We start from the raw sequence: 19,476 nt of genomic DNA, 5'->3' as shown, positions 1-19,476 counted from the left end.
GAGGGGTTGGGGGAGAGGGCTGGCGGCTCAAAATGCCGCCATGCACCGGATCACACCTATGACCTCATTCAACGCTTAGCGATCGATGTTTCAGCCTTGGTTACCAGGTCAGCACCGATCTGCTTCTTCCACTTGTCGTAGACCTTGGTGGTGGCCTTGCGGAACGCGTCGTGTTCGGCCGGCGTCAGCGCGGTCACCTTCACACCGTGCTGTTCCATGTCCTTCCACGCCGGCGCGCCGGATTCGACCAGGCCCTTGCGGGCCAGCGCGATTTCCTGCTTGCCGGCGTCGATGGCGGCCTGCTTCACGATGTCGCGATCGGCCGGGGTCCAGCTTTCCCAGATCTGCTTGTTGACCACGAAGATCAGCGGATCGGCCACATAGCCCCACGTGGTCACGTACTTCTGGCCTACCGTGTAGAGCTTGGCGGCGGCAAACACGCTCTGCGGATTCTCCTGGCCATCCACGGCGCCCGAGGCCATGGCGGGCTGCGCATCGGCCCAACTCATCTGCGTCGGGTTGGCGCCGAGCGCATTGAACGTCTCGATATACAGCGGCGAACCCACCACGCGCAGCTTCAGGCCCTTGAGGTCTTCCGGCTTGCGGATCTCGTGCTTGGAGTTCGACACCTCGCGGAAGCCGTTCTCACCCCAGGCCAGCGGCACCACGCCCGCCTTCTCCAGCGTGGTGAAAAGCGACTTGCCCACTTCGCCCTGGGTCAGCGAGTCGAGCGCCTTGTAGTCGGGCATCAGGAACGGCAACGAGAACAGGTTCAGTTCCTTGACCTGCGGAGACCAGTTGATGGTCGAGCCCACGGCCATGTCGATCACGCCCTGGCGAATCGCCGAGAACTCGCGCGTCTGGTCGCCGGCCACCAGCGACGTACCCGGATACAGCTTGATGTTGATGCGGCCGTTGGTACGCTGGCGCACCAGGTCCGCCCAGATCTCGCCGCCCTTGCCCCACGGGAACGCGGGGCCCAGCACCAGCGACATCTTGTACTCGGACTTGTAGGTCTGCGCCATCGCGCCAGCCGGCATCAGCGCGGCGGCGGCAATCGAGGCGGCAACGGACAGCATCAGGGCACGGCGTTTCATGCGGGAATCTCCTCGTTTCATCTTGTCGTTCATTGCAAATCAGTAGCCCAGGCGTTCGGGCAGCCACGTGGCCAGCGGCGGATAGGCCAGCACCATCAGCATCGCGATAAACATCGCCAGCAGCATCCAGATCACCCATGGCACGGTCTCTTCCATGCGCACGCGGGCGATGCGGCACGAGACCATCAGGTTCACGGCCAGCGGTGGCGTGAACTGGCCCAGCGCCACCTTCAGCGTCAGCACCACGCCGAACCACACCGGATTCCAGTGGAATGCATTGGCAATCGGCAGCAGCAACGGCACGAAGATCAGGAAGATCGAGATGCCGTCCAGGAACATGCCCACTGTCATCAGCAGCAGCACGATCAACGCCAGCACGCCGTATTCGCCGAGACCCGAATTCGCAATGGCATGAGCCAGCGGATCGATCACGCCCAGCGTGGACAGTGCATAGGCAAAGATGCCGGCCAGCGCCACCACCAGCAGGATCACGGCCGAGGTTTCCGCCGCCTCCTGGAAGATCGTGAACAGGTCGCGCAGGCCAATGCTGCGGTAGATCACCATGCCGACGAACAGGCCATAGACCACGGCCACCACGGCGGCCTCGGTCGGCGTGAACCAGCCGGCGCGCATGCCGCCCAGGATCAGGAACGGCGCCACCAGGCCCCAGGCGGCTTCGCGCAGGCTCTTCCAGAACGGCGGACGCGGCAGTCCGGCCTCGATATGCCCCATGTTGTGCTTGCGCGCCAGCCATACGGCCGGCACGATCAGCGCCACGCCGGCCAGGATGCCGGGGATCATGCCCGCCGCGAACAGCGCCGGCACCGATGCGCCGGGCACCAGCACGCTATAGATGATGAAGGCCACCGACGGCGGAATCAGGATGTCGGTCGCGGCGGCCGCGCCCACTACCGCGGCGCTGTACGAGCCCGGATAGCCGGCGCGCGACATTGCCGCGATCATCACGCCACCCACGGCCGCGGCGTTGGCCGGGCCGGAGCCCGAGATGCCGCCGAGGAACATTGCCACCAGGATGGCCACCAGCGGCAGCATGCCCGGGCCGCGTCCGACGATGGCAATCGCAAACGTGACGAGCCGCTGCGCCACGCCGGAGCGGTCGAAGATCGACCCCACCAGCACGAACATCGGGATCGCCAGCAGTGGATACTTGGCCAGTCCGGCGTAGAAGTTCTGCGGCACGGCCAGCAGGCCGAACATCTGCGTATCGAGGTTCGACAGGCCAATGGCCACCAGCCCGCCCAGGCCCAGCGACACGCCAATCGGCACACCCAGCAGCATCAGGCCGATAAAGACCACGAAGAGAATGATGGCAACCAGCGTCATTGCGCACGCTCCCCACCCTGCTCCCGGGACTTCAGGGATGTCAGGGACTTGAGCGCGCGAAGATTGCGCAGTGCCAGAGCCAGTGCCCGCAGCGCGATGGCCAGCGACAGCACCGGCAGCCAGACCGAGTACCACCAGCTTGGCACGCCAATGCCGGGCGAAGTCTCGCCAAACGTGTACTCATCCCACGTGATACGCGCGCCAAGCACGGCCAGCGCCACGAACATCACCGCCACGCCGACGGCCGACAGGATGGCCAGCCGCTTCTGCCGCGCGGCGCTGCCACGCTCGAAGAAGAACTCGATGCGGATGTTGCGATCGCGCGCCACCGCCGCGCTGCCGGCCACCAGTGCCAGCACGATCATCAGGAATACCGAGAATTCCTCGGTCCAGGCGAACGATTCGTCGGTGAAGTAACGGACTACCACGTTGGCGAACGTGATGGCCACCAGCAGCACCATTACGATCACGCCAATCCAGTCTTCGATACGCGGTGAAATGCGGAATTCGCTGTCGCGCGCCTCGTCGGCGGCTTCGGGAATGATTACCGAGTCGACGACGTGCTGCGGCACGGCGTCGCGCCGTGCCTCCTTGTCTTGATCCATCTACCCCCGGCCTCCGGTCCGGTCCGCCCGGGGCCATTGCGGCCGCCGCGCGACTTTTTTCATTGCTTCTTGTTGTTGCTTCTTGTTATTGGCCGTCCCCTGCCCCGGAAGGGTCAGCGGTCAGACCATGCCATCGTCGGCAGTGACCACCGCGCCGTTGATAAAGCGCGATGCATCGGATGCCAGCAGCAGCAAGAGGCCGTCGAGGTCTTCGGGTCGGCCCAGGCGCTTGCGCGGCAGCATCTGGATCAGCTTCTGCCCCGCATCGGAATCCCAGTGGTGGTGGTTGATTTCGGTGTCGATATAGCCGGGGCAGATCGCGTTCACGTTGATACCGTGACGCGCCCACTCCAGGGCCATGGCCTTGGTCATATGCACCACGGCGGCCTTGCTCATGCAGTAGACACCAATCTGCGACAGTACCTTGAGACCGGCCACTGACGCAATATTGACAATGCGCGCCTGCGGCAGCGGATTGCCCTGCTTTTCGGCGCCCTTGGCCCGCGCGATCATGCGCTTGGCCACTTCCTGGGCCACGAAAAACGCGCCGCGCGTATTGGTATCGAAGACGAAATCGAAGTCGTCGGCCGTCACGTCGGTCAGCTTCTGCGTGGTGGAGACGCCCGAGTTGTTCACGAGGATATCGATGGCGCCCGCCTCGGTTTCGGCATGCGCCACGGCGGCGCGGATGCTGTCCGGGTCGGTCACGTCCAGGCGCACCACATGGGCGCTGCCCCCATCGGCCTCGATCGAGGCACGCAATTCCTTGAGCCGTTCCACGCGGCGCGAAGCCAGTATCACCTTGGCGCCGGCAGACGCCAGCACATTGGCGAAACGCGTTCCCAGCCCGCTTGAGGCACCGGTCACCAGCGCAACCTTGCCTTCCAGATTGATCGACAAACCCATGATTACCTCGGTATAGGGGCATCCGGACACACCGTACGGCGCGAGCGCCCTGTACAGCGGGCTGTACAGCGATGTGGCCGCAGCTTAGCAAAAAAAAGAACGGTCGTTCAAAAAAATATCTTGCCTGAGGGTGTCGAGTCCCGGACAATGCCGAAGATTCTAAGAACTTGGTCCCCAAAGGGAAAGAGGAAAAACGCCTAGTTCAGGCCCGGTAACCCGCCGGCAAACCTGTCCGCCGCGCATGCCGCACCGAGCCCGACCGGCTCCCGCATGCCGCCCGATACGGGCCAGCCTCGCTCCCCGCCCGCTCCCGGTTCCGCAGAGCATCGATCACCGCATCCCACAAACTGCAGGTCCGCAACACGGGCTGCAAACCTTGCGGCAGTATTGCCGCCCAGAAGAAACAGAGGGTTAGAGACAATGGATCAGCAACAGCTCGTCGAGCAGTTCGGCCCGCGCGAAGCCATGGAGTACGACGTCGTCATCGTTGGCGGCGGCCCGGGCGGCCTGGCCACGGCCATCCGCCTGAAACAACTGGCGGCGGAAAAAGGCGGCGACGTCAACGTCTGCGTGCTTGAAAAAGGCTCCGAGCCCGGCGCACATATCCTGTCGGGCGCCATTATGGACCCGATCGCGCTCAACGAGCTGATCCCGAACTGGAAGGAACTGGGCGCACCGCTGAACCAGCCGGTCACCGAAGACAAGTTCCTGTTCCTCGACCAGAACGGCTCCAAGGGCGCCCCGCTGCTGCCCGAGTGCTTCCACAACGAAGGCAATTACATCGTCAGCCTGTCGAACTTCGTGCGCTGGCTGGGCCAGCAGGCCGAGGCGCTGGGCGTGGAGATCTTCCCGGGCTTCCCGGCCGCCGAGGTACTCTACAACGACGACGGCTCGGTCAAGGGCGTGGCCACCGGCAACCTTGGCATCAACAAGGAAGGCGAGCCGACCGAGAATTTCCAGCTCGGCATGGAGCTCCATGCCAAGTACACGATCTTCGCCGAAGGTGCGCGTGGCCACCTGGGCAAGCAGATCATCGCCAACTTCAAGCTCGACGCCGGCCGCGATCCGCAGAGCTACGGCATCGGCCTGAAGGAACTGTGGGAAATCGACCCGGCCAAGCACCAGCCCGGCCTGGTGGTTCACACGGCCGGCTGGCCGCTGGACCCGGCCACCTACGGTGGTTCGTTCCTCTATCACATGGAGGACAACAAGGTTGCGGTCGGCTTCGTGGTGGGCCTTGACTACACCAACCCATGGCTGTCGCCGTTCGAGGAATTCCAGCGCTTCAAGACGCATCCGGAAATCCGCCAGTATTTCGAAGGTGGCAAGCGCATCGGCTATGGCGCGCGCGCGATCACGGCCGGCGGCCTGCTGTCGCTGCCCAAGACGGTGTTCCCGGGCGGTGCACTGGTCGGCTGCGATGCCGGCTACCTGAATGCCTCGCGCATCAAGGGCAGCCACGCCGCGATCAAGACCGGCATGATGGCCGCCGAGGCCGCATACGACGCGCTGCAGGCCGGCCGCCAGCACGACGAACTGACCGCCTACCCGGCTGCATTCGAACAGAGCTGGCTGCACAAGGAGCTGCTGCAGGCCAAGAACTTCAAGCAATGGTTCAAGAAGGGCCGTACCACGGCCACGCTGATGACCGGTATCGAGCAATGGCTGCTGCCCAAGCTCGGCATCCGTAATCCGCCCTGGACCATCCACCGCACCAAGCCGGACCACGTGTACCTGAAGCCGGCCGCCGAGTGCCAGAAGATCGAGTATCCGAAGCCGGACGGCAAGCTCACGTTCGACCGCCTGTCGTCGGTGTTCATCAGCAACACGAACCACGAAGAGAACCAGCCCGCCCACCTGACACTCAAGGATGCCAGCGTGCCGGTCAACATCAACTGGGAGAAGTACGCCGGCCCCGAGTCGCGCTACTGCCCGGCTGGCGTGTACGAGTTCGTGCAGAACGATGACGGGAAGGAACGCCTGCAGATCAACGCGCAGAACTGCGTGCACTGCAAGACCTGCGACATCAAGGACCCGACGCAGAATATCGTGTGGGTCACGCCCGAAGGCGGTGGCGGTCCGAACTACGTGGGCATGTAAGCCACGCAAGGGACGTAAATCAACGCGAGCACGCCGGCCACTGGCCGGCGTTTTTCTTGCTGTGACCGCTCAGGCGTCTGCACCGTGTGGCGCATTGAACACGCCGACGACAGGCACCTTGTCGCCGCGATACTTCTCCACGTCGGCCATCACGGTGTGTCCGCAATTGCCTTGTGCCAGCTTCGAGGTGCCGATGCCGGTAGTCAGGTTGTTCACGTCGCCATAACGACACAGCGTTCCAGGCTTGCCCGGCTCGGCAGGGTCATACCACCCGCCCTCCGACACCCGGATGACCCCGCGCCGGATATCGTCGGTCAGCCTGGCGCCAGCCAGCATCTGTCCGCGATCGTTGAACACGCGAACGATATCGCCATCGACAATACCCCGCGCCCTGGCATCTTCCGGATGGATCAGGCACGGTTCGCGCCCCTTGACGGTATAGGCCTTGCGCAGCACCGTCCCGCATAGCTGCGAATGGAGACGGCTGTTCGGGTGACCACTGGATACATGCAATGGGTACCTGGCCGCGGAGCGGCCCAGCCGCTCGATCGGCTCCATCCACGTCGGGTGCGGCGGGCAATCGTCGTAATTCATGCGCGCAATATTCGAGGAAAAGATTTCGATACGCCCCGAGGCCGTGCCAAGCGCATTGAGCAGTGGATCGTCGCGGAATTCCTTGTGCCGGACATAACGCTTCGCCTCGTCACCGATCGGGAATGCCAATGGCTTGTTGCTGTTCCAGAACACATCGAACACCGGCATTTCCATACGCTTGCCGCGTGCCTGGACACGAGCCGCCTCGTAGAACGTGCGGATCCATGCCATCTCGTCACGTCCTTCGGTAAAGGCCTTGCCGGTGCCCATCCGTTCGCAGATCGCCGCGAAGATGTCGTAGTCGTTGCGCGCCTCGAACAGCGGGTCCACTACCTTGCGCATGGCAAGGAAATGGCTCATCGAGTAATCGCCAATGCCTTCGATGTCATTGCGTTCATAGCTGGTCGTGCAAGGCAGCACGATATCGGCATGGCGCGCGCTGGCCGTCCACTGGAAATCCTGCACGATAAACGTCTCGAGCTTGTGCCAGGCCTTGAGCATCCGGTTGCGATCCTGATGATGCATGAATGGATTGCCACCCACCCAGTAGGCCAGGCGGATATCGGGGTACTTCGCCCGCTTGCCATTGAAATCGTAGGGCTTGCCGGGATTCTCGAGCATCTCGACGATACGCGAGACCGGAATGGTCTCGGTGCCTCCCGCCTCGAGCCATTCCGAACCCGGAGGCGGCTTGGCACCGCCGACGATACCGGGCAGCACCGGCCCCGTGGCCGTCGGACTGCCGCCATTGGCATAGTGATAGGTAAAGCCATAGCCGCCGCCCGGCAGGCCGATCTGCCCAAGCATGGCAGCCAGCGTGACGAGCATCCAGTGTGACTGTTCTCCATGATGCTGACGCTGGATCGACCATCCCGCCGCGAGCATGGTCCGTTTCGACGCAAAGCGGCGCGCCAGTTCACGGATGGTGTCGGCGGGAATCTCACAGATGTCCGCCGCCCATCGGGCATCCTTGGGCACGCCGTCGGACTTGCCGGTGAGATACGGAACAAAGCGGTCGAAGCCGGTCGTATAGCGCGTCAGGAACTTTGCATCGTGCAGGTTTTCGGTGTACAGCGTGTGCGCAATGCCAAGCATCATTGCCACGTCGGTATGTGGCCGCGGCGCCAGCCATTCGGCATTGAAGTAGCGGCAGGTCTCGGTCCTGACGGGATCGATGCAGATCACCTTGACGCCCTTCTTCTTTAGCGCCTCCATGCCCGGATAGGCACCGTGGTCAGGCACCTGCCAGCCAATCTGGTTCGTGACAACCGGATTGGCGGCCCAGAAGACCATCAGTTCCGTATGCTCAGCCAGCACTGGCCATGTGGTGGGTTGCTCGTAGACATCGATCGAACCGACTACATAAGGCAGGATCACCTGCGCGGCGCCCGTCGAATAGTCTCCGCTGCGGCTGACAAAGCCACCGTTGACAGTCAACGCACGAGCCAGCAGCGTCTGGCAGTTATGCAGCTTGCCTGGACTTTTCCACCCATAGGAACCACCGAAGATTGACGTGGGGCCATGCTTCTTGCGCACGCGGTCCAGTTCCGCCGCCACGAGATCGAGCGCCTTGTCCCAGCTAACCCGTACGAACTCGCCCTTGCCGCGCGCCTCAGGGTCACTGCCGGGTCCGCGTTCGAGCCACGCGCGCCGGACCATCGGATAGCGGATGCGCGTGGGCGAATAGATGGAATCGAGAACGCCAGGAAGCTGGTGCGATGGATGGGGGTCCCGCTCCCATGGCCTGATGCCCACGGCGCGGCCATTTTCCACGCGCATGTAGAACGCCCCCCAATGCGATCCCGTCAGTACCTCACGGCCGCCCTCCTTTGCAGCAGCGCGCGCGCCCGACGCCAGCAACGTGGCGCCAGCGGACCCCAACGCGCCCGTGGCCAGCGCCCCCTGGATAAAGCGGCGGCGGGACAGGTTCGTTCCCGTCATCCTGGTTTCATTCGGCATAGTGACTCCCGTCTTGAGTATTGGGGATAGAGGCTGCTTGAGCTTGAAGCCGTGCGTCCGGCACTACCGCCTCCAGCAGGTTGTTCAGCAACTGGGCCAGGCCGCCGTAGAAGCCGTCCGGATCCATCGCAACGCATCCGTCGATGAACGCTGGCACCCAGCGCTCGAGTCGTTCACGCATCAATGCAACGCCTGCGGCGTCGCCCCTGCGCCGCAGCACTGCATACAGCGCGAGTTCGATCGATAAGTGATCCGGTGGCTCACGAACCGCACCGATGCTCAGGCCAAAGCGTTGCAGCAACTCACGCATTTCGTTGGCTGGGCTGCCATACAGCCTGGGTGTGCCCGGGCCCGGACGCCCCGCGACGGTATAGGTGCTTTCGTACAGCGATATCGCGGGGTTGCCCGCAATGGCTTCAAACAGGCGTGTGTAGGCGACTGACAAGTCCAGCGCGATGGTCGATGCGGGCCTGGCCGGGTCCAGCGCCGCGAAAATCTGGCGCATGGCAGCCTGGCAGGTCCATTCGCTGGCGATGGCGTCGAGCAACGCCTTGCCCTCCGGTGATTGCAGCCGTGCAATATCGGCTTGCGCCGGCGGCGCCGCCAGCAAGCCCGCCGCCCACTCCAGCACCGATGCCTCGACGACATCGACTACCACGGCGCGTTGTGCGAGTGCGCTCATGGATGGGTGCCCTTTGACGACGCGCCTACGTCCTTCGAGTGATATTGCAGCCACGACAACAGCAACCGGTACTCCGCGTCGTCCAGCGACGTATAGCGTTTCATTGCCCCGAGCGTGCCAATCCACTGATTTGCGAGAAAGTCCTGGCTGTGCGGCAGCGCATGACACGTGGCGCAAGACGCTCGATAGGTTTCGTCGGCATGGCGCCACAACTGCGTGAGGTCGGCCGACAAGTCCTTCTGGGCGATCCAGACCGCCAGGCTGACCTGATGCCACTGCTGTCCCGTATGCTCGTCCTGCACGGATGTCACGCGCTTTACCTTTGCAATCGCCTCGGGTGACAGCACGGCCTGCAGGATGCGCTGGCCCTGCAACGCATAGAGCGCGCTTTCGGAACCTTCGAGCTGCCAGCCATCCACGCGCACCTGCATCCGCCCACCCTCGCGTGACAACACCGCCAGCCTTGTCGCACCAAGCAGCTTGCCATCCTCGGCCGTGCCGCCGGCAGCCTGCTCCAGCGTGAATGGCGTGGGTGACACGACGTAGAACGCATCGCCGCTGGCAAGTACATCGGGAGACGCCGCCAGCGCCCCAAGCTTCGACGGTCCCGCCGCGGCATGTGCGGCGGGCAGCATGACCACCTGCTCGGTACGGTTCGGCTTCGGCGCCCCGGCATTCGGCGCCTCCACCGCGGGCACGGATTTGAGGTACTCGGCCATCGCAAGCCGGTCTTGCGGCGTCAATCGCGAGGTGTTCTCGATGACTTCCTTCATGTCACCGCCGGCCTTCATGCCAATCGGACTGACACCTTCCTCGAGATAGCGCGCGATATCGTTGGCCGACCAGTAGCCAATCCCGGTCTCGTCCGGCGTGATGTTCGGGATATATCCCGTTCCTTCTGGATTGGGACCACCGGAGAAGCGCTTCGCAAACGGTACTGCGCCGGCCACGTTGCGCGGCGAATGACACTCCACGCAATGGCCTGCCCCTTCCACCAGATAGCGGCCACGATGCCAGAGCTCGCCACGGTCCGATGGGACATCCGCCAGTGGCTTGCCATCGAGAAATGCCAGGCGCCACAGGCCGACACCACGACGCATCGAGAACGGGAATTTCAGTTCGTGGTCGGGCACCTTGCCCTCTACCTGCGGCAGCGATTGCATGTACGCAAAGAGGTCGCGCAGATCATTGGCAGTCATGCGCTGGTACGAGGTATAGGGAAAGGCGGGATAGGCATTGCCCTTGTCGGGCAGCACACCCTCGCGCATGGCCAGGATGAACTGCTCCAGTGTCCAACCGCCGATACCATCGCGCGGATGCGAGGAAATGTTCGGCATGTGGAAGGTGCCGAACGCGGTGTCCAGCGAGCGGCCGCCACCAAGCAACGTGTGATCGCCCTTGCCTGTCGATGCATGGCATGTGGCACAGTCACCGGCCAGGAACAATGTGCGTCCGTTCTTCAGGTCCGGCGTCGACGCATCCGGCAAATCGCGCGGTGCGTGTAGCAGCCTCCAGGTGGAAGGCGCTGTGAGCGCAAGAAAGGCAACGATGCCGATCGCCACGATTGCCGCGGCGATACGTAGGGACAGCTTCTTTTTCATGGGGAACCTCTGTCGGAAAAACCTCAGCCGCCCATCACCGTACGCCTGCCCGGATGCGCGTGGATTGACACACGGCAAGCGGCAATCAAAGGCGACAATCTGGTACAGGGACCAAGTATCCGAAGCAATCTGAGTTGCAGGGGGAGAGAGTGCAGAGGAGAAAAACGACGCAGCAGATGCGGCTAATGCAAGGGGCCGCGTGCGGAACGTGAAGGCTGCCGGGAGCTTGCGGACGTCAGGGGCGCGCGATGCCCGGATGAACCGGGGAGCATCTGCGCGCGCAGGGACAAGACTATGACACGGATGGCGTAGCCATCAGCAAACCGGGGTGGGCCGGGCCGGGCTCACACAGGCATGCAGGATGTAGCCAGCAGTTGCTCGTAGACAAAGCACTGGAGCAGCGTCAGCTCGCGCTCGCCCAAGGCGTCGAAGGCCACGCTGAAGGCGGGAAACTGATCGTCGTCCTGGGCGGACGAACTGCGTACCGAACCGTCCACCAGGACTTCGGCATCTAGTGAGGCGGTACGCAGGTGAAAGCGCAGACGAACCTTCTGGCCCACGGCAGGCGCCGGGGACGAGGTCTGCACCAGCGCGCCGCCGGTACTGAGGTCCGACAACAGGCCAAGACGTGCCAACCCCTCGCTCATGCGTTCATCCGCGCAGACCTCGGCGGCGGCCGGGTCGCCCTCTTCCACATGGTCGAGCAGGTAGGCAGCCAGGCGCGTGGGCACACGCGTGGCGCGGCGTACCGGCATCTGCTCGGTCTGCGCCGGCGCCGACAGCACCAGGTAGCGGAACGGGCTCCGGCATACCGCCGTAATCGTCGAGGTGAAGCTGTGGATGGCGTGGCCCGAGAAACCGCGCAACAGCAGCGTCTCGCCGGCATTGATGGCCAGTTCGCGGCCGCCCAGCGTGGGCCACGTAACAAACAGCCCTTGTTCGATAAAGCCGATCAGGCGGCTCGCCGCCGCGCGTGAGCTGTCACCGGGCAACTTCACATGGAGCAAGGTGCCAACCTGCAGGCCAAGCGGCCCGGCACTCAGGCGCGATGCGCCCTGGGCGTCGGGCTCGTTGCCGGCCTCGGGCATGTCATCGGGACGGCAGACCGTGCCGTGCCGGAACACCAGTGCCAGATCGCGCTCATCGGGAATGATGCTGCCGCTGCCGAGCATCAGATTGCCCTGGCCATCGAGCAGCGACCATGGCAGCGGCTGCCCAACGGGCAGGTCCTGGGGAGTTAGCGGAATCATGGCGTGAGGGACTCTCCATGAAGTACGCCGGCAGCTATCGAGCCGACGCAGGAAATCGGGATGGGCGGCCGCTGTCGACGACGACATCAACCGGTGATGCGTCTGCTATCGACCAATGTGACAGAACCTTGACCCCACATCCGGGGCAAGACATCTGGGATAAACCCTTTGTGGTGTCTTCGCCATTCCACCGCCACTCGGCTTGCAGGCCCTTGACTGGCATCAAGCTTGGCTTGAGAATTCGACTTCCAGAGTAAAGCTGTCAGACAGCCTGACAGACTAAACGAGTAAAAGTACCGTATTCGATGGAACGCCTGCCCCGCCCCGCCTCGCTTCCCAGCCGTATCGCCCAGCACCTGCGCGACGAGATCGCGGCGGGACGCTTCGCCGCCGGCGCCCGGCTGCCTGCAGAAGCCACGCTGGCCGGCAGCTTCGATGTCAGCCGACCGATCGTGCGCGAGGCCATAGCGCTGCTCAAGGCCGACGGTGTGCTGGTAACGCGCAAGGGGTCTGGCGCGTATGTTTCGGAGACGCCAGGCGGCCAGGTCTGGCGCGTGGCCAGCGCACCGGAGGGCGGACCCACCCTGGCCCAGTTGTTCGAATTGCGGCGCGTGGTGGAAACCGCCTGCGCCGAAATGGCGGCGCTGCGCCGGACCGACGCAGACCTGGTTCGCATCCGCGAGGCGCTCGACGCCATGCACAGTCATGCCGACGATTTCCCGAGCGCCGCCGCAGCCGACATCGCGTTTCATCACGCGATTGCCGGTGCCGCGCACAACCCCTGCTTTACCGGCCTGACCGACTTCGTGAGCCAGCAACTGCTGAGCGCGCGCCAGCGCGCCTGGGAAAACAGCGCGCGGTTGCACGCTCGTCAGGGCACACCGCGCGCGGCCGACGCGGAGCACGTGGCGCTGGTCGACGCGATTGCCGCGGGCGATCCCGTTGCCGCGCGCGCCGCGGCCACTGCGCACCTGAGCGCGGCCGCAGCGCGCATGGGACTCGACTGAACACCAGGACACACCAGGAGTAGACAGATGGAACAAGTGGATTGCGTCGTGATCGGCGCCGGCGTGGTTGGACTGGCCGTGGCACGCGCGCTGGCGCAGCAGGGCCGCGAGGTCATCATCCTCGAAGCCGAGAACGCCTTCGGCACGATCACCAGCGCCCGCAACAGCGAAGTGATCCACGCCGGTATCTACTACCCCGCCGGATCGCTGAAAGCGGAACTGTGCGTGCGTGGCAAGGCCATGCTCTACGACTATTGCGCCAGCCATCACGTCACGCACCAGCGCTGTGGCAAGCTCATCGTCGCCACCAGCGAAGCGCAGGTTGCCACGCTGGCGGGCATCCGCGCCAAGGCCGAAGCCAACGGCGTGCATGACCTGCAGATGCTGACCCGCGAAGAAGCGCGCACACTGGAACCGCAACTCGAATGCCACGCGGCGCTGCTGTCGCCATCGACTGGCATCATCGACAGCCATGGACTGATGACCGCGCTGCTCGGCGATGCCGAGCAGGCAGGCGCGATGCTGGCCGTCCAGTCGCCGGTGCTGTCGGGTGCCGTCACGCCGCAAGGCATTCGTCTCGAAGTTGGCGCGCAGGATGGCGCAACCACGTTGCTGGCGCGCACCGTCGTCAATTCGGCCGGCCTGACCGCCCCCGAACTCGCCCGCCGTATCGACGGCATTCCGCCCGAACACATTCCGGCGCAGTACTACGCCAAGGGTTGCTATTTCACGCTGGCCGGCCGTGCGCCATTCTCGCGGCTGATCTATCCGGTACCGGAAGCCGCCGGCCTTGGCGTGCACCTGACGCTGGACCTTGGTGGGCAGGCCCGCTTCGGCCCCAATGTGCGCTGGATCGACGAGATCGAGTACAGCGTACCGCCGCACGATGCGGACAGCTTCTACGACGAGGTGCGCCGCTACTGGCCGGGGCTGGCCGATGGCGCGCTACAACCCGGCTATGCAGGGATTCGCCCGAAAATCAGCGGACCGAAGGAAACCGCCGCCGATTTCCGTATCGACGGACCGCGCACGCACGGCGTGTCGGGACTGGTCAACCTGTTCGGGATCGAATCGCCGGGGCTGACATCGTCGCTGGCGATTGCGGAACGGGTCGCGCAGGAACTCGCGGGCGACGCGGCCTAGCGCCACGCCCGCTCTTGCAATATCGACAACGGGTTCAGTCCGCGCCGGCCATCCCGCGCTCGCCGCGGAAGCTCATCGCCGCGCATGCCGCACCAAGCAAGGCGGCCAGCGCGGCGAGTCCAAACGTGTGCATCGGGGCCAGCGTCTTCCACGTCCAACCCATCGCGAGTCCACCAAGCGTGCCGCCGACTCCGTAGGAGATGCCGGTGTACAGCGCCTGCCCCCGGCCTTGCAACGGTCCGGCGAACCAGCGCTGCAGGCGCTTGAGGCTGGCGCTGTGGTGGGCGGCAAAGGTGGCGGCATGCAGGACCTGTACTGCCGCCATCTGCCAAGCGTACTGCGCGAAGTAGCCGGTCAGCCCGAACCGCAGCGCCGCCAGCACAAAGGTGCCGGCCAGGATCGTGCGCAGCGTCAGTGCGCCGAACAGCTTGCCCTGATAGAAGAAAAATACGATCTCGGCCACCACGCCGATGGTCCACATCACGCCGATGGCCAGCTTGCTGTAGCCCAGTTGTTCGAGATAAAGCGAATAGAACACGTAGAGCGCGGCATGCGCGAACATCATCAGGAATGCCGACGCCAGGAACCACGCCACATCGGGACGGCGCAACAATGGCAGCGCCGGCGGCGGCGCGATGCGCGGCCCTTCGTCGGGCGAATCGCGCATGCCGAATACCACCAGCAGGAACAGGCCCAGCATCGCACTGGCCAGCCACGGAAACGCGGACATGCCGTAGCGTTCGAACAGCGCCCCGCCAAGCAATACCGCGGCAATGAAGCCCGCCGAGCCGAACATCCGTACGCGCCCGTAACGGTGGTCGAACGCACCGTGACGCCGCAAGGTGGATATGGTCAGTGCATCGCCGAGCGGCGACATGGCACTGGTAATCAGGTTGAGCCCGATCATCATGGCCATCATGCCGCCGTAGCTATGTACGCCGGGTACCAGCAGGAACGCCAGCAAGGCCGTGATAGCCGCCAGCCGCAGCAGCTTCACCCGCGTATGCATGACGTCCGACAGCCATCCCCACAGGTACGGACCCACGATGCGGCTGAGCTGGAAGCAGGCCATCAGCACGCCGATCTGCACGGGCGAGAAACCGCGATCGGCAAAAAACAGGCTGACATACGGCGAAATCACGCCGACGTAGCCGTAGTAGCCGAGATAGAAAAGTCCGAAACGGAGATAGGTTGCCGGGTCGATCGACCCGGGCTTGAAGGTCGCCGTGCTCAGGGCGTGTCCTGGACCGGGATATGCGCCGGGATGCGCGGGGTATCGACGCGTACATCGCCGCACTGGGCGCGGTGCCGCAGCGCGTGGTCCATCAGCACCAGGGCCAGCATGGCCTCGGCAATCGGCGTGGCGCGGATGCCCACGCACGGATCATGGCGCCCGAACGTTTCCACACTGGCCGCATTGCCGGTCTTGTCGATCGATTCACGCGCCGTGCGGATGCTTGAGGTCGGCTTGATGGCCAGCGACACGGTTACGTCCTGCCCGGTCGAGATCCCGCCCAGCACGCCACCGGAGTTGTTGGTACGGAAGCCCTGCGCGGTCAGTTCATCGCCATGCACCGTGCCACGCTGCGCCACGCTGTCGAAGCCGGCGCCAATTTCCACGCCCTTGACCGCGTTGATGCCCATCATCGCGTGCGCGATATCGGCGTCGAGCTTGTCGAACAACGGCTCGCCCAGGCCCACGGGCACACCGCTGGCCACGACCTCGATCCGTGCTCCCACGGAATCGCCGTCGTGGCGCAATGCATCCATATAGGTTTCGAGTTCCGGCACGATGTCGGCATTCGGGGCGAAGAACGGATTCTCCGGCACGTGCTTCCAGTCGATGAACGGCACTTCCACTTCACCAAGCTGCGACATGTAGCCACGGATCTCGGTGCCGTACTGCTCACGCAGCCACTTTTTGGCAATCGCGGCCGCGGCGACTACCGGCGCGGTCAGGCGGGCCGACGAGCGGCCGCCGCCACGGTAGTCGCGGATGCCGTACTTGTGCCAGTAGGTATAGTCGGCGTGACCGGGACGGAAGGTCTCGACGATATTGCCGTAGTCCTTGCTGCGCTGGTCGGTATTGCGGATCAGCAGGCAGATCGGCGTGCCGGTGGTCTTGCCCTCGAATACGCCCGAGAGGATTTCCACCTGATCGGCTTCCTGGCGCTGCGTCACGTGGCGCGACGTGCCCGGCTTGCGGCGGTCCAGGTCGATCTGGATGTCGGCTTCGGTCAGCGACATTCCCGGCGGACAGCCGTCCACTACCGCGCCAATGGCGGGGCCGTGCGATTCGCCGAAGGTGGTGACTGTGAAAAGCAGGCCGAGGGTATTGCCAGACATGATGGAGACCGCACAGGAATTGGGGACGGCCTACATTGTACGGCCATTAGTGACTGGCGGCCGCTTCCCGGTGGCCCGGCGCCACGCGAGCCCCATCAAAACCCGGGGCGAAGACCCCCTCCCCGGCGAAATCGGGATAAAACTGCGCGCGCATGCGCGCCAGATAGGCCTGCAGGTTGGCGTGCGACTCCGCTGCCGCCCGGATCGGCGTCTCGAACATCGGCGCCTGCAAGCTGGCCGCGAACGCAAACAGCGTGGCGTCGGCGCCGCATGGACGATCGCCCATCAGGTAGGGCCGGTCACCAAGGATGTCGGCAATCGACTTGACGCCCTGCACCGCCATGGCGGTCATGTCTTGCTCGGTATGCCGCCCCAGCCCCTGTGCCCACAGCATCTGGCGCACCTTGCGCCTGACCAGCGCCTTGACCACCCCGCGCAGCGGTGCCGGCACGAAGCTGAAGAACTGGGCCGGTCCCCGCTCGAAATTCTCGCCTTCGAGCCAGCGCACGCGCGCCACGGCCCAATACAGGTTGTCTTCGAGCAGTTTTTCGACGGCCCAGCCCGTACCGCGTTCGGCCGGGCTCAGGCCTTCATCGAAATCGATATGGTAGGTCTTCTCGATATGCCAGCGGATCAGCGTCGAATCGGCCACCAGCCGCCCCATGTCGTCAAGATACGGCAGCTTGCCCTTGGGCGCGCGACGCAGGTTGCCACGCCGGGTCTGGTACGGCAGGCCGGCCAGCTTGAGCAGCATTTCGGCCTTGATGACGAACGGGCTGGCGTCGGGCAGGCCAAACGCGGGACCAAATGTATAGAGCGTGATCATGGTTATTTCCAGTCGCCGCGCAGCGCCAGCACCATCTGCTGCAGGCCTTCGGGCGTGGCGGCTTCCGGGGGCACCGGTTCACCCACCACGAGTTCAAGCTTGCTCAGCAGCCCGCGCCGGAATGGCCTGGTCATGGCGGGTGCGCCCTTGCGTGAGAAGAAACTGCCCCACAGGCCACGCAACGCCATCGGCACCACTGGCACCGGCGTGCGCTGGATGATCTGTTGCACGCCGGACCGGAACGGATTGATCTCGCCGGTCGCCGTGATCTTGCCCTCGGGAAAGATGCAGACCAGTTCGCCGTCCGCCAGCGCAGCGGCCACGGCATCGTAGGCACGCTCGAGCATCTTCGGATCCTCGCGCGCCGGGGCAATCGGAATTGCCTTGGCCTGCCGGAAAAACCACGACAGCCCCGGCACCTTGAAGATATTGTGGTCCATCAGGAAGCGCACCGGCCGCGGACTGGCCGCCATCAGCACTACCGCATCGGCAAAGCTCACGTGATTGCAGACCAGCAGCGCGGCGCCGTGCTCAGGAATCCGCTCGGCATTCACACGGCGCAGCCGGTAGATCGTATGCACGAGCAGCCAGGCGATAAAACGCAACAGGAACTCGGGCACCAGCGTGTAGATATAGACGGCCACCACGGCATTGAGCAGCCCCACCACCAGGAACAGTTGCGGGATCGAATAGCCGGCCTGGGTCATGAACACGCCCAGCAGCGAGGCCGCGATCATGAAGAAGCTGTTCAGGATGTTGTTGGCGGCGATGATGCGCGCGCGGTGCGTGGGCGCCGAACGGCTCTGGATCAGCGCGTAGAGCGGCACGCTGTAGAAGCCGCCGAACATCGCCACGCAGAACAGGTCGAACAGCACGCGCCAATGGCCGGATTGGGACAGGAAACCGCCCACGCCGGTCAGCGTGGCGCCAGTCGCATGGCCATGCGTGCCCAGGTAGAGGTCGACCGCGAACACCGTCATGCCAATCGAGCCGAATGGCACCAGGCCGATCTCCACATGGCGGCCGGACAACCGCTCACACAGCAGCGAACCCGTGCCGATGCCGATCGAGAATACCGCCAGCAGCAAGGTCACCACGTTCTGGTCGCCGCCGAGCACGTCCTTGGCAAAGCTGAAGAACGATGTCAGGAACGTCGCCCCGAGAAACCACAACCACGAAATGCCAAGCAGGCTCAGGAACACGACCCGGCTCTGGCGTGCCAGCACCAGGTTGCGCCAGGTCTCGGTGAACGGGTTCCAGTTGATGCGCAGGTCCGGCTGCGGCGCCGGCGACAACGGTACCCCCTGCGATACCGCGCGTCCGGCCACGGCAATCGCCAGGCAGGCAATGCCGACATAGAACGGCCCCACCACGGTGCCGTCGCCACGTGTCAGGCCAGCCATTTCGCCCCCCAGCAACGTGCCGATCAGGATGGCCACGAACGTGCCCATTTCCACGAGCCCGTTGCCGCCGACCAGTTCGGCCTGGTCCAGGTGTTGTGGCAGATAGGCAAACTTGACCGGCCCGAACAGCGTGGAATGCAGCCCCATCAGGAAGGTACCCAGGTAGAGCAGCGTGGCGCTGTGCAGGTAGAACCCTGCCATGCCGACCAGCATGATGCCGATCTCCAGTGTCTTGACCAGCCGGATCAGGCGGGATTTCTCGATCTTGTCGGCAATCTGCCCGCTCGTGGCCGAGAACAGCACGAATGGCGCGATAAAGATGGCCGAGATCAGGAATGCGGCACTGTGGGGATCGACGCCCTCGAACAGCGCGGCGTGGTATGTCACCAGCGAGGTAAAGGCAACCTTGAAGACGTTGTCGTTCATGGCCCCGAGGAACTGCGTCCAGAAGAACGGGGCGAAACGACGCACGCCTAGCAGGCGAAACTGGCTTTGTTGGCTCATGAAAGGCAAACGTTCGTTGGCTCCGGTGACCCGCCGGAGCATCAGTTCGCCGCCATCATGCCAGCAGCGGGCAGGATCGGCTACAGCACGGCCGCCGAAAAACCACGCG

General features: G+C 64.3%; 15 protein-coding genes. 3 read left to right on the top strand and 12 right to left on the bottom strand.

Annotation, left to right across the window (positions count from 1 at the left end; genetic code table 11):
- Positions 1-68: 68 nt before the first annotated feature.
- The 4 genes from ACO550_RS19270 to ACO550_RS19255 all read right to left on the bottom strand — a co-directional run bounded on the left by ACO550_RS19270 (position 69) and on the right by ACO550_RS19255 (position 3,952).
- Entirely contained in the window at positions 69-1,097 is a 1,029-nt protein-coding gene (locus tag ACO550_RS19270) for a DctP family TRAP transporter solute-binding subunit (protein WP_315594078.1), read from the bottom strand.
- A gap of 39 nt (positions 1,098-1,136) precedes the next feature.
- The gene (locus tag ACO550_RS19265) at positions 1,137-2,441 is read right to left on the bottom strand and encodes a TRAP transporter large permease subunit (RefSeq protein WP_315594077.1); all 1,305 of its coding nucleotides are present in this window, start codon (positions 2,439-2,441) and stop codon (positions 1,137-1,139) included.
- Positions 2,438-3,046 (bottom strand): TRAP transporter small permease subunit, encoded by a 609-nt coding sequence (locus ACO550_RS19260; RefSeq protein ID WP_315594076.1) that lies wholly within the window; start codon positions 3,044-3,046, stop codon positions 2,438-2,440. The genes ACO550_RS19265 and ACO550_RS19260 overlap by 4 nt, the downstream gene beginning before the upstream one ends.
- Before the next feature lie 120 nt (positions 3,047-3,166).
- Positions 3,167-3,952 (bottom strand): SDR family oxidoreductase, encoded by a 786-nt coding sequence (locus tag ACO550_RS19255; RefSeq protein ID WP_315594075.1) that lies wholly within the window; start codon positions 3,950-3,952, stop codon positions 3,167-3,169.
- 420 nt (positions 3,953-4,372) lie between these two features.
- Here ACO550_RS19255 and ACO550_RS19250 point away from each other — a divergent pair, with 420 nt between their 5' ends.
- Entirely contained in the window at positions 4,373-6,052 is a 1,680-nt protein-coding gene (locus ACO550_RS19250; protein ID WP_315594074.1) for an electron transfer flavoprotein-ubiquinone oxidoreductase, read from the top strand.
- 69 nt (positions 6,053-6,121) lie between these two features.
- Here the strand turns inward: ACO550_RS19250 and torA are convergent, their stop codons facing one another.
- The 4 genes from torA to ACO550_RS19230 form a co-directional block, all read right to left on the bottom strand.
- Entirely contained in the window at positions 6,122-8,605 is a 2,484-nt protein-coding gene (gene torA, locus ACO550_RS19245; protein WP_485994937.1) for a trimethylamine-N-oxide reductase TorA, read from the bottom strand.
- Positions 8,595-9,287 (bottom strand): TorD/DmsD family molecular chaperone, encoded by a 693-nt coding sequence (locus ACO550_RS19240; protein WP_315594072.1) that lies wholly within the window; start codon positions 9,285-9,287, stop codon positions 8,595-8,597. Before ACO550_RS19240 ends, torA begins: the two co-directional genes overlap by 11 nt.
- The gene (locus ACO550_RS19235) at positions 9,284-10,888 is read right to left on the bottom strand and encodes a c-type cytochrome (protein WP_315594071.1); all 1,605 of its coding nucleotides are present in this window, start codon (positions 10,886-10,888) and stop codon (positions 9,284-9,286) included. The genes ACO550_RS19240 and ACO550_RS19235 overlap by 4 nt, the downstream gene beginning before the upstream one ends.
- A 344-nt stretch (positions 10,889-11,232) precedes the next feature.
- Positions 11,233-12,138 (bottom strand): flagellar brake domain-containing protein, encoded by a 906-nt coding sequence (locus tag ACO550_RS19230; RefSeq protein WP_315594070.1) that lies wholly within the window; start codon positions 12,136-12,138, stop codon positions 11,233-11,235.
- Between the two features lie 305 nt (positions 12,139-12,443).
- Here ACO550_RS19230 and ACO550_RS19225 point away from each other — a divergent pair, with 305 nt between their 5' ends.
- The gene (locus ACO550_RS19225) at positions 12,444-13,145 is read left to right on the top strand and encodes a FadR/GntR family transcriptional regulator (RefSeq protein WP_315594069.1); all 702 of its coding nucleotides are present in this window, start codon (positions 12,444-12,446) and stop codon (positions 13,143-13,145) included.
- Positions 13,146-13,172: 27 nt separating this feature from the next.
- Complete coding sequence (locus ACO550_RS19220) at positions 13,173-14,288, top strand: FAD-dependent oxidoreductase (protein ID WP_315594068.1); 1,116 nt, start codon at positions 13,173-13,175, stop codon at positions 14,286-14,288.
- 34 nt (positions 14,289-14,322) lie between these two features.
- On the opposite strand, the gene ACO550_RS19215 is transcribed toward ACO550_RS19220, so the two are convergent.
- From ACO550_RS19215 to ACO550_RS19200, 4 genes are all read right to left on the bottom strand, one after another.
- Positions 14,323-15,429, bottom strand: a complete 1,107-nt coding sequence (locus ACO550_RS19215; RefSeq protein ID WP_315594067.1) for an MFS transporter — start codon at positions 15,427-15,429, stop codon at positions 14,323-14,325.
- Positions 15,430-15,518: 89 nt separating this feature from the next.
- Positions 15,519-16,634 (bottom strand): chorismate synthase, encoded by a 1,116-nt coding sequence (aroC, locus tag ACO550_RS19210; RefSeq protein ID WP_315594066.1) that lies wholly within the window; start codon positions 16,632-16,634, stop codon positions 15,519-15,521.
- A 46-nt stretch (positions 16,635-16,680) separates the two neighbouring features.
- Entirely contained in the window at positions 16,681-17,460 is a 780-nt protein-coding gene (locus ACO550_RS19205; RefSeq protein ID WP_315594065.1) for a glutathione S-transferase family protein, read from the bottom strand.
- Between the two features lie 2 nt (positions 17,461-17,462).
- Positions 17,463-19,367, bottom strand: a complete 1,905-nt coding sequence (locus ACO550_RS19200; protein WP_315594064.1) for an MFS transporter — start codon at positions 19,365-19,367, stop codon at positions 17,463-17,465.
- Positions 19,368-19,476: the final 109 nt, after the last annotated feature.

The organism is Cupriavidus sp. (assembly GCF_057315035.1).
The sequence above is the reverse complement of the archived record's forward strand: the minus strand, read 5'-3'. Positions and strand labels throughout refer to the sequence as shown.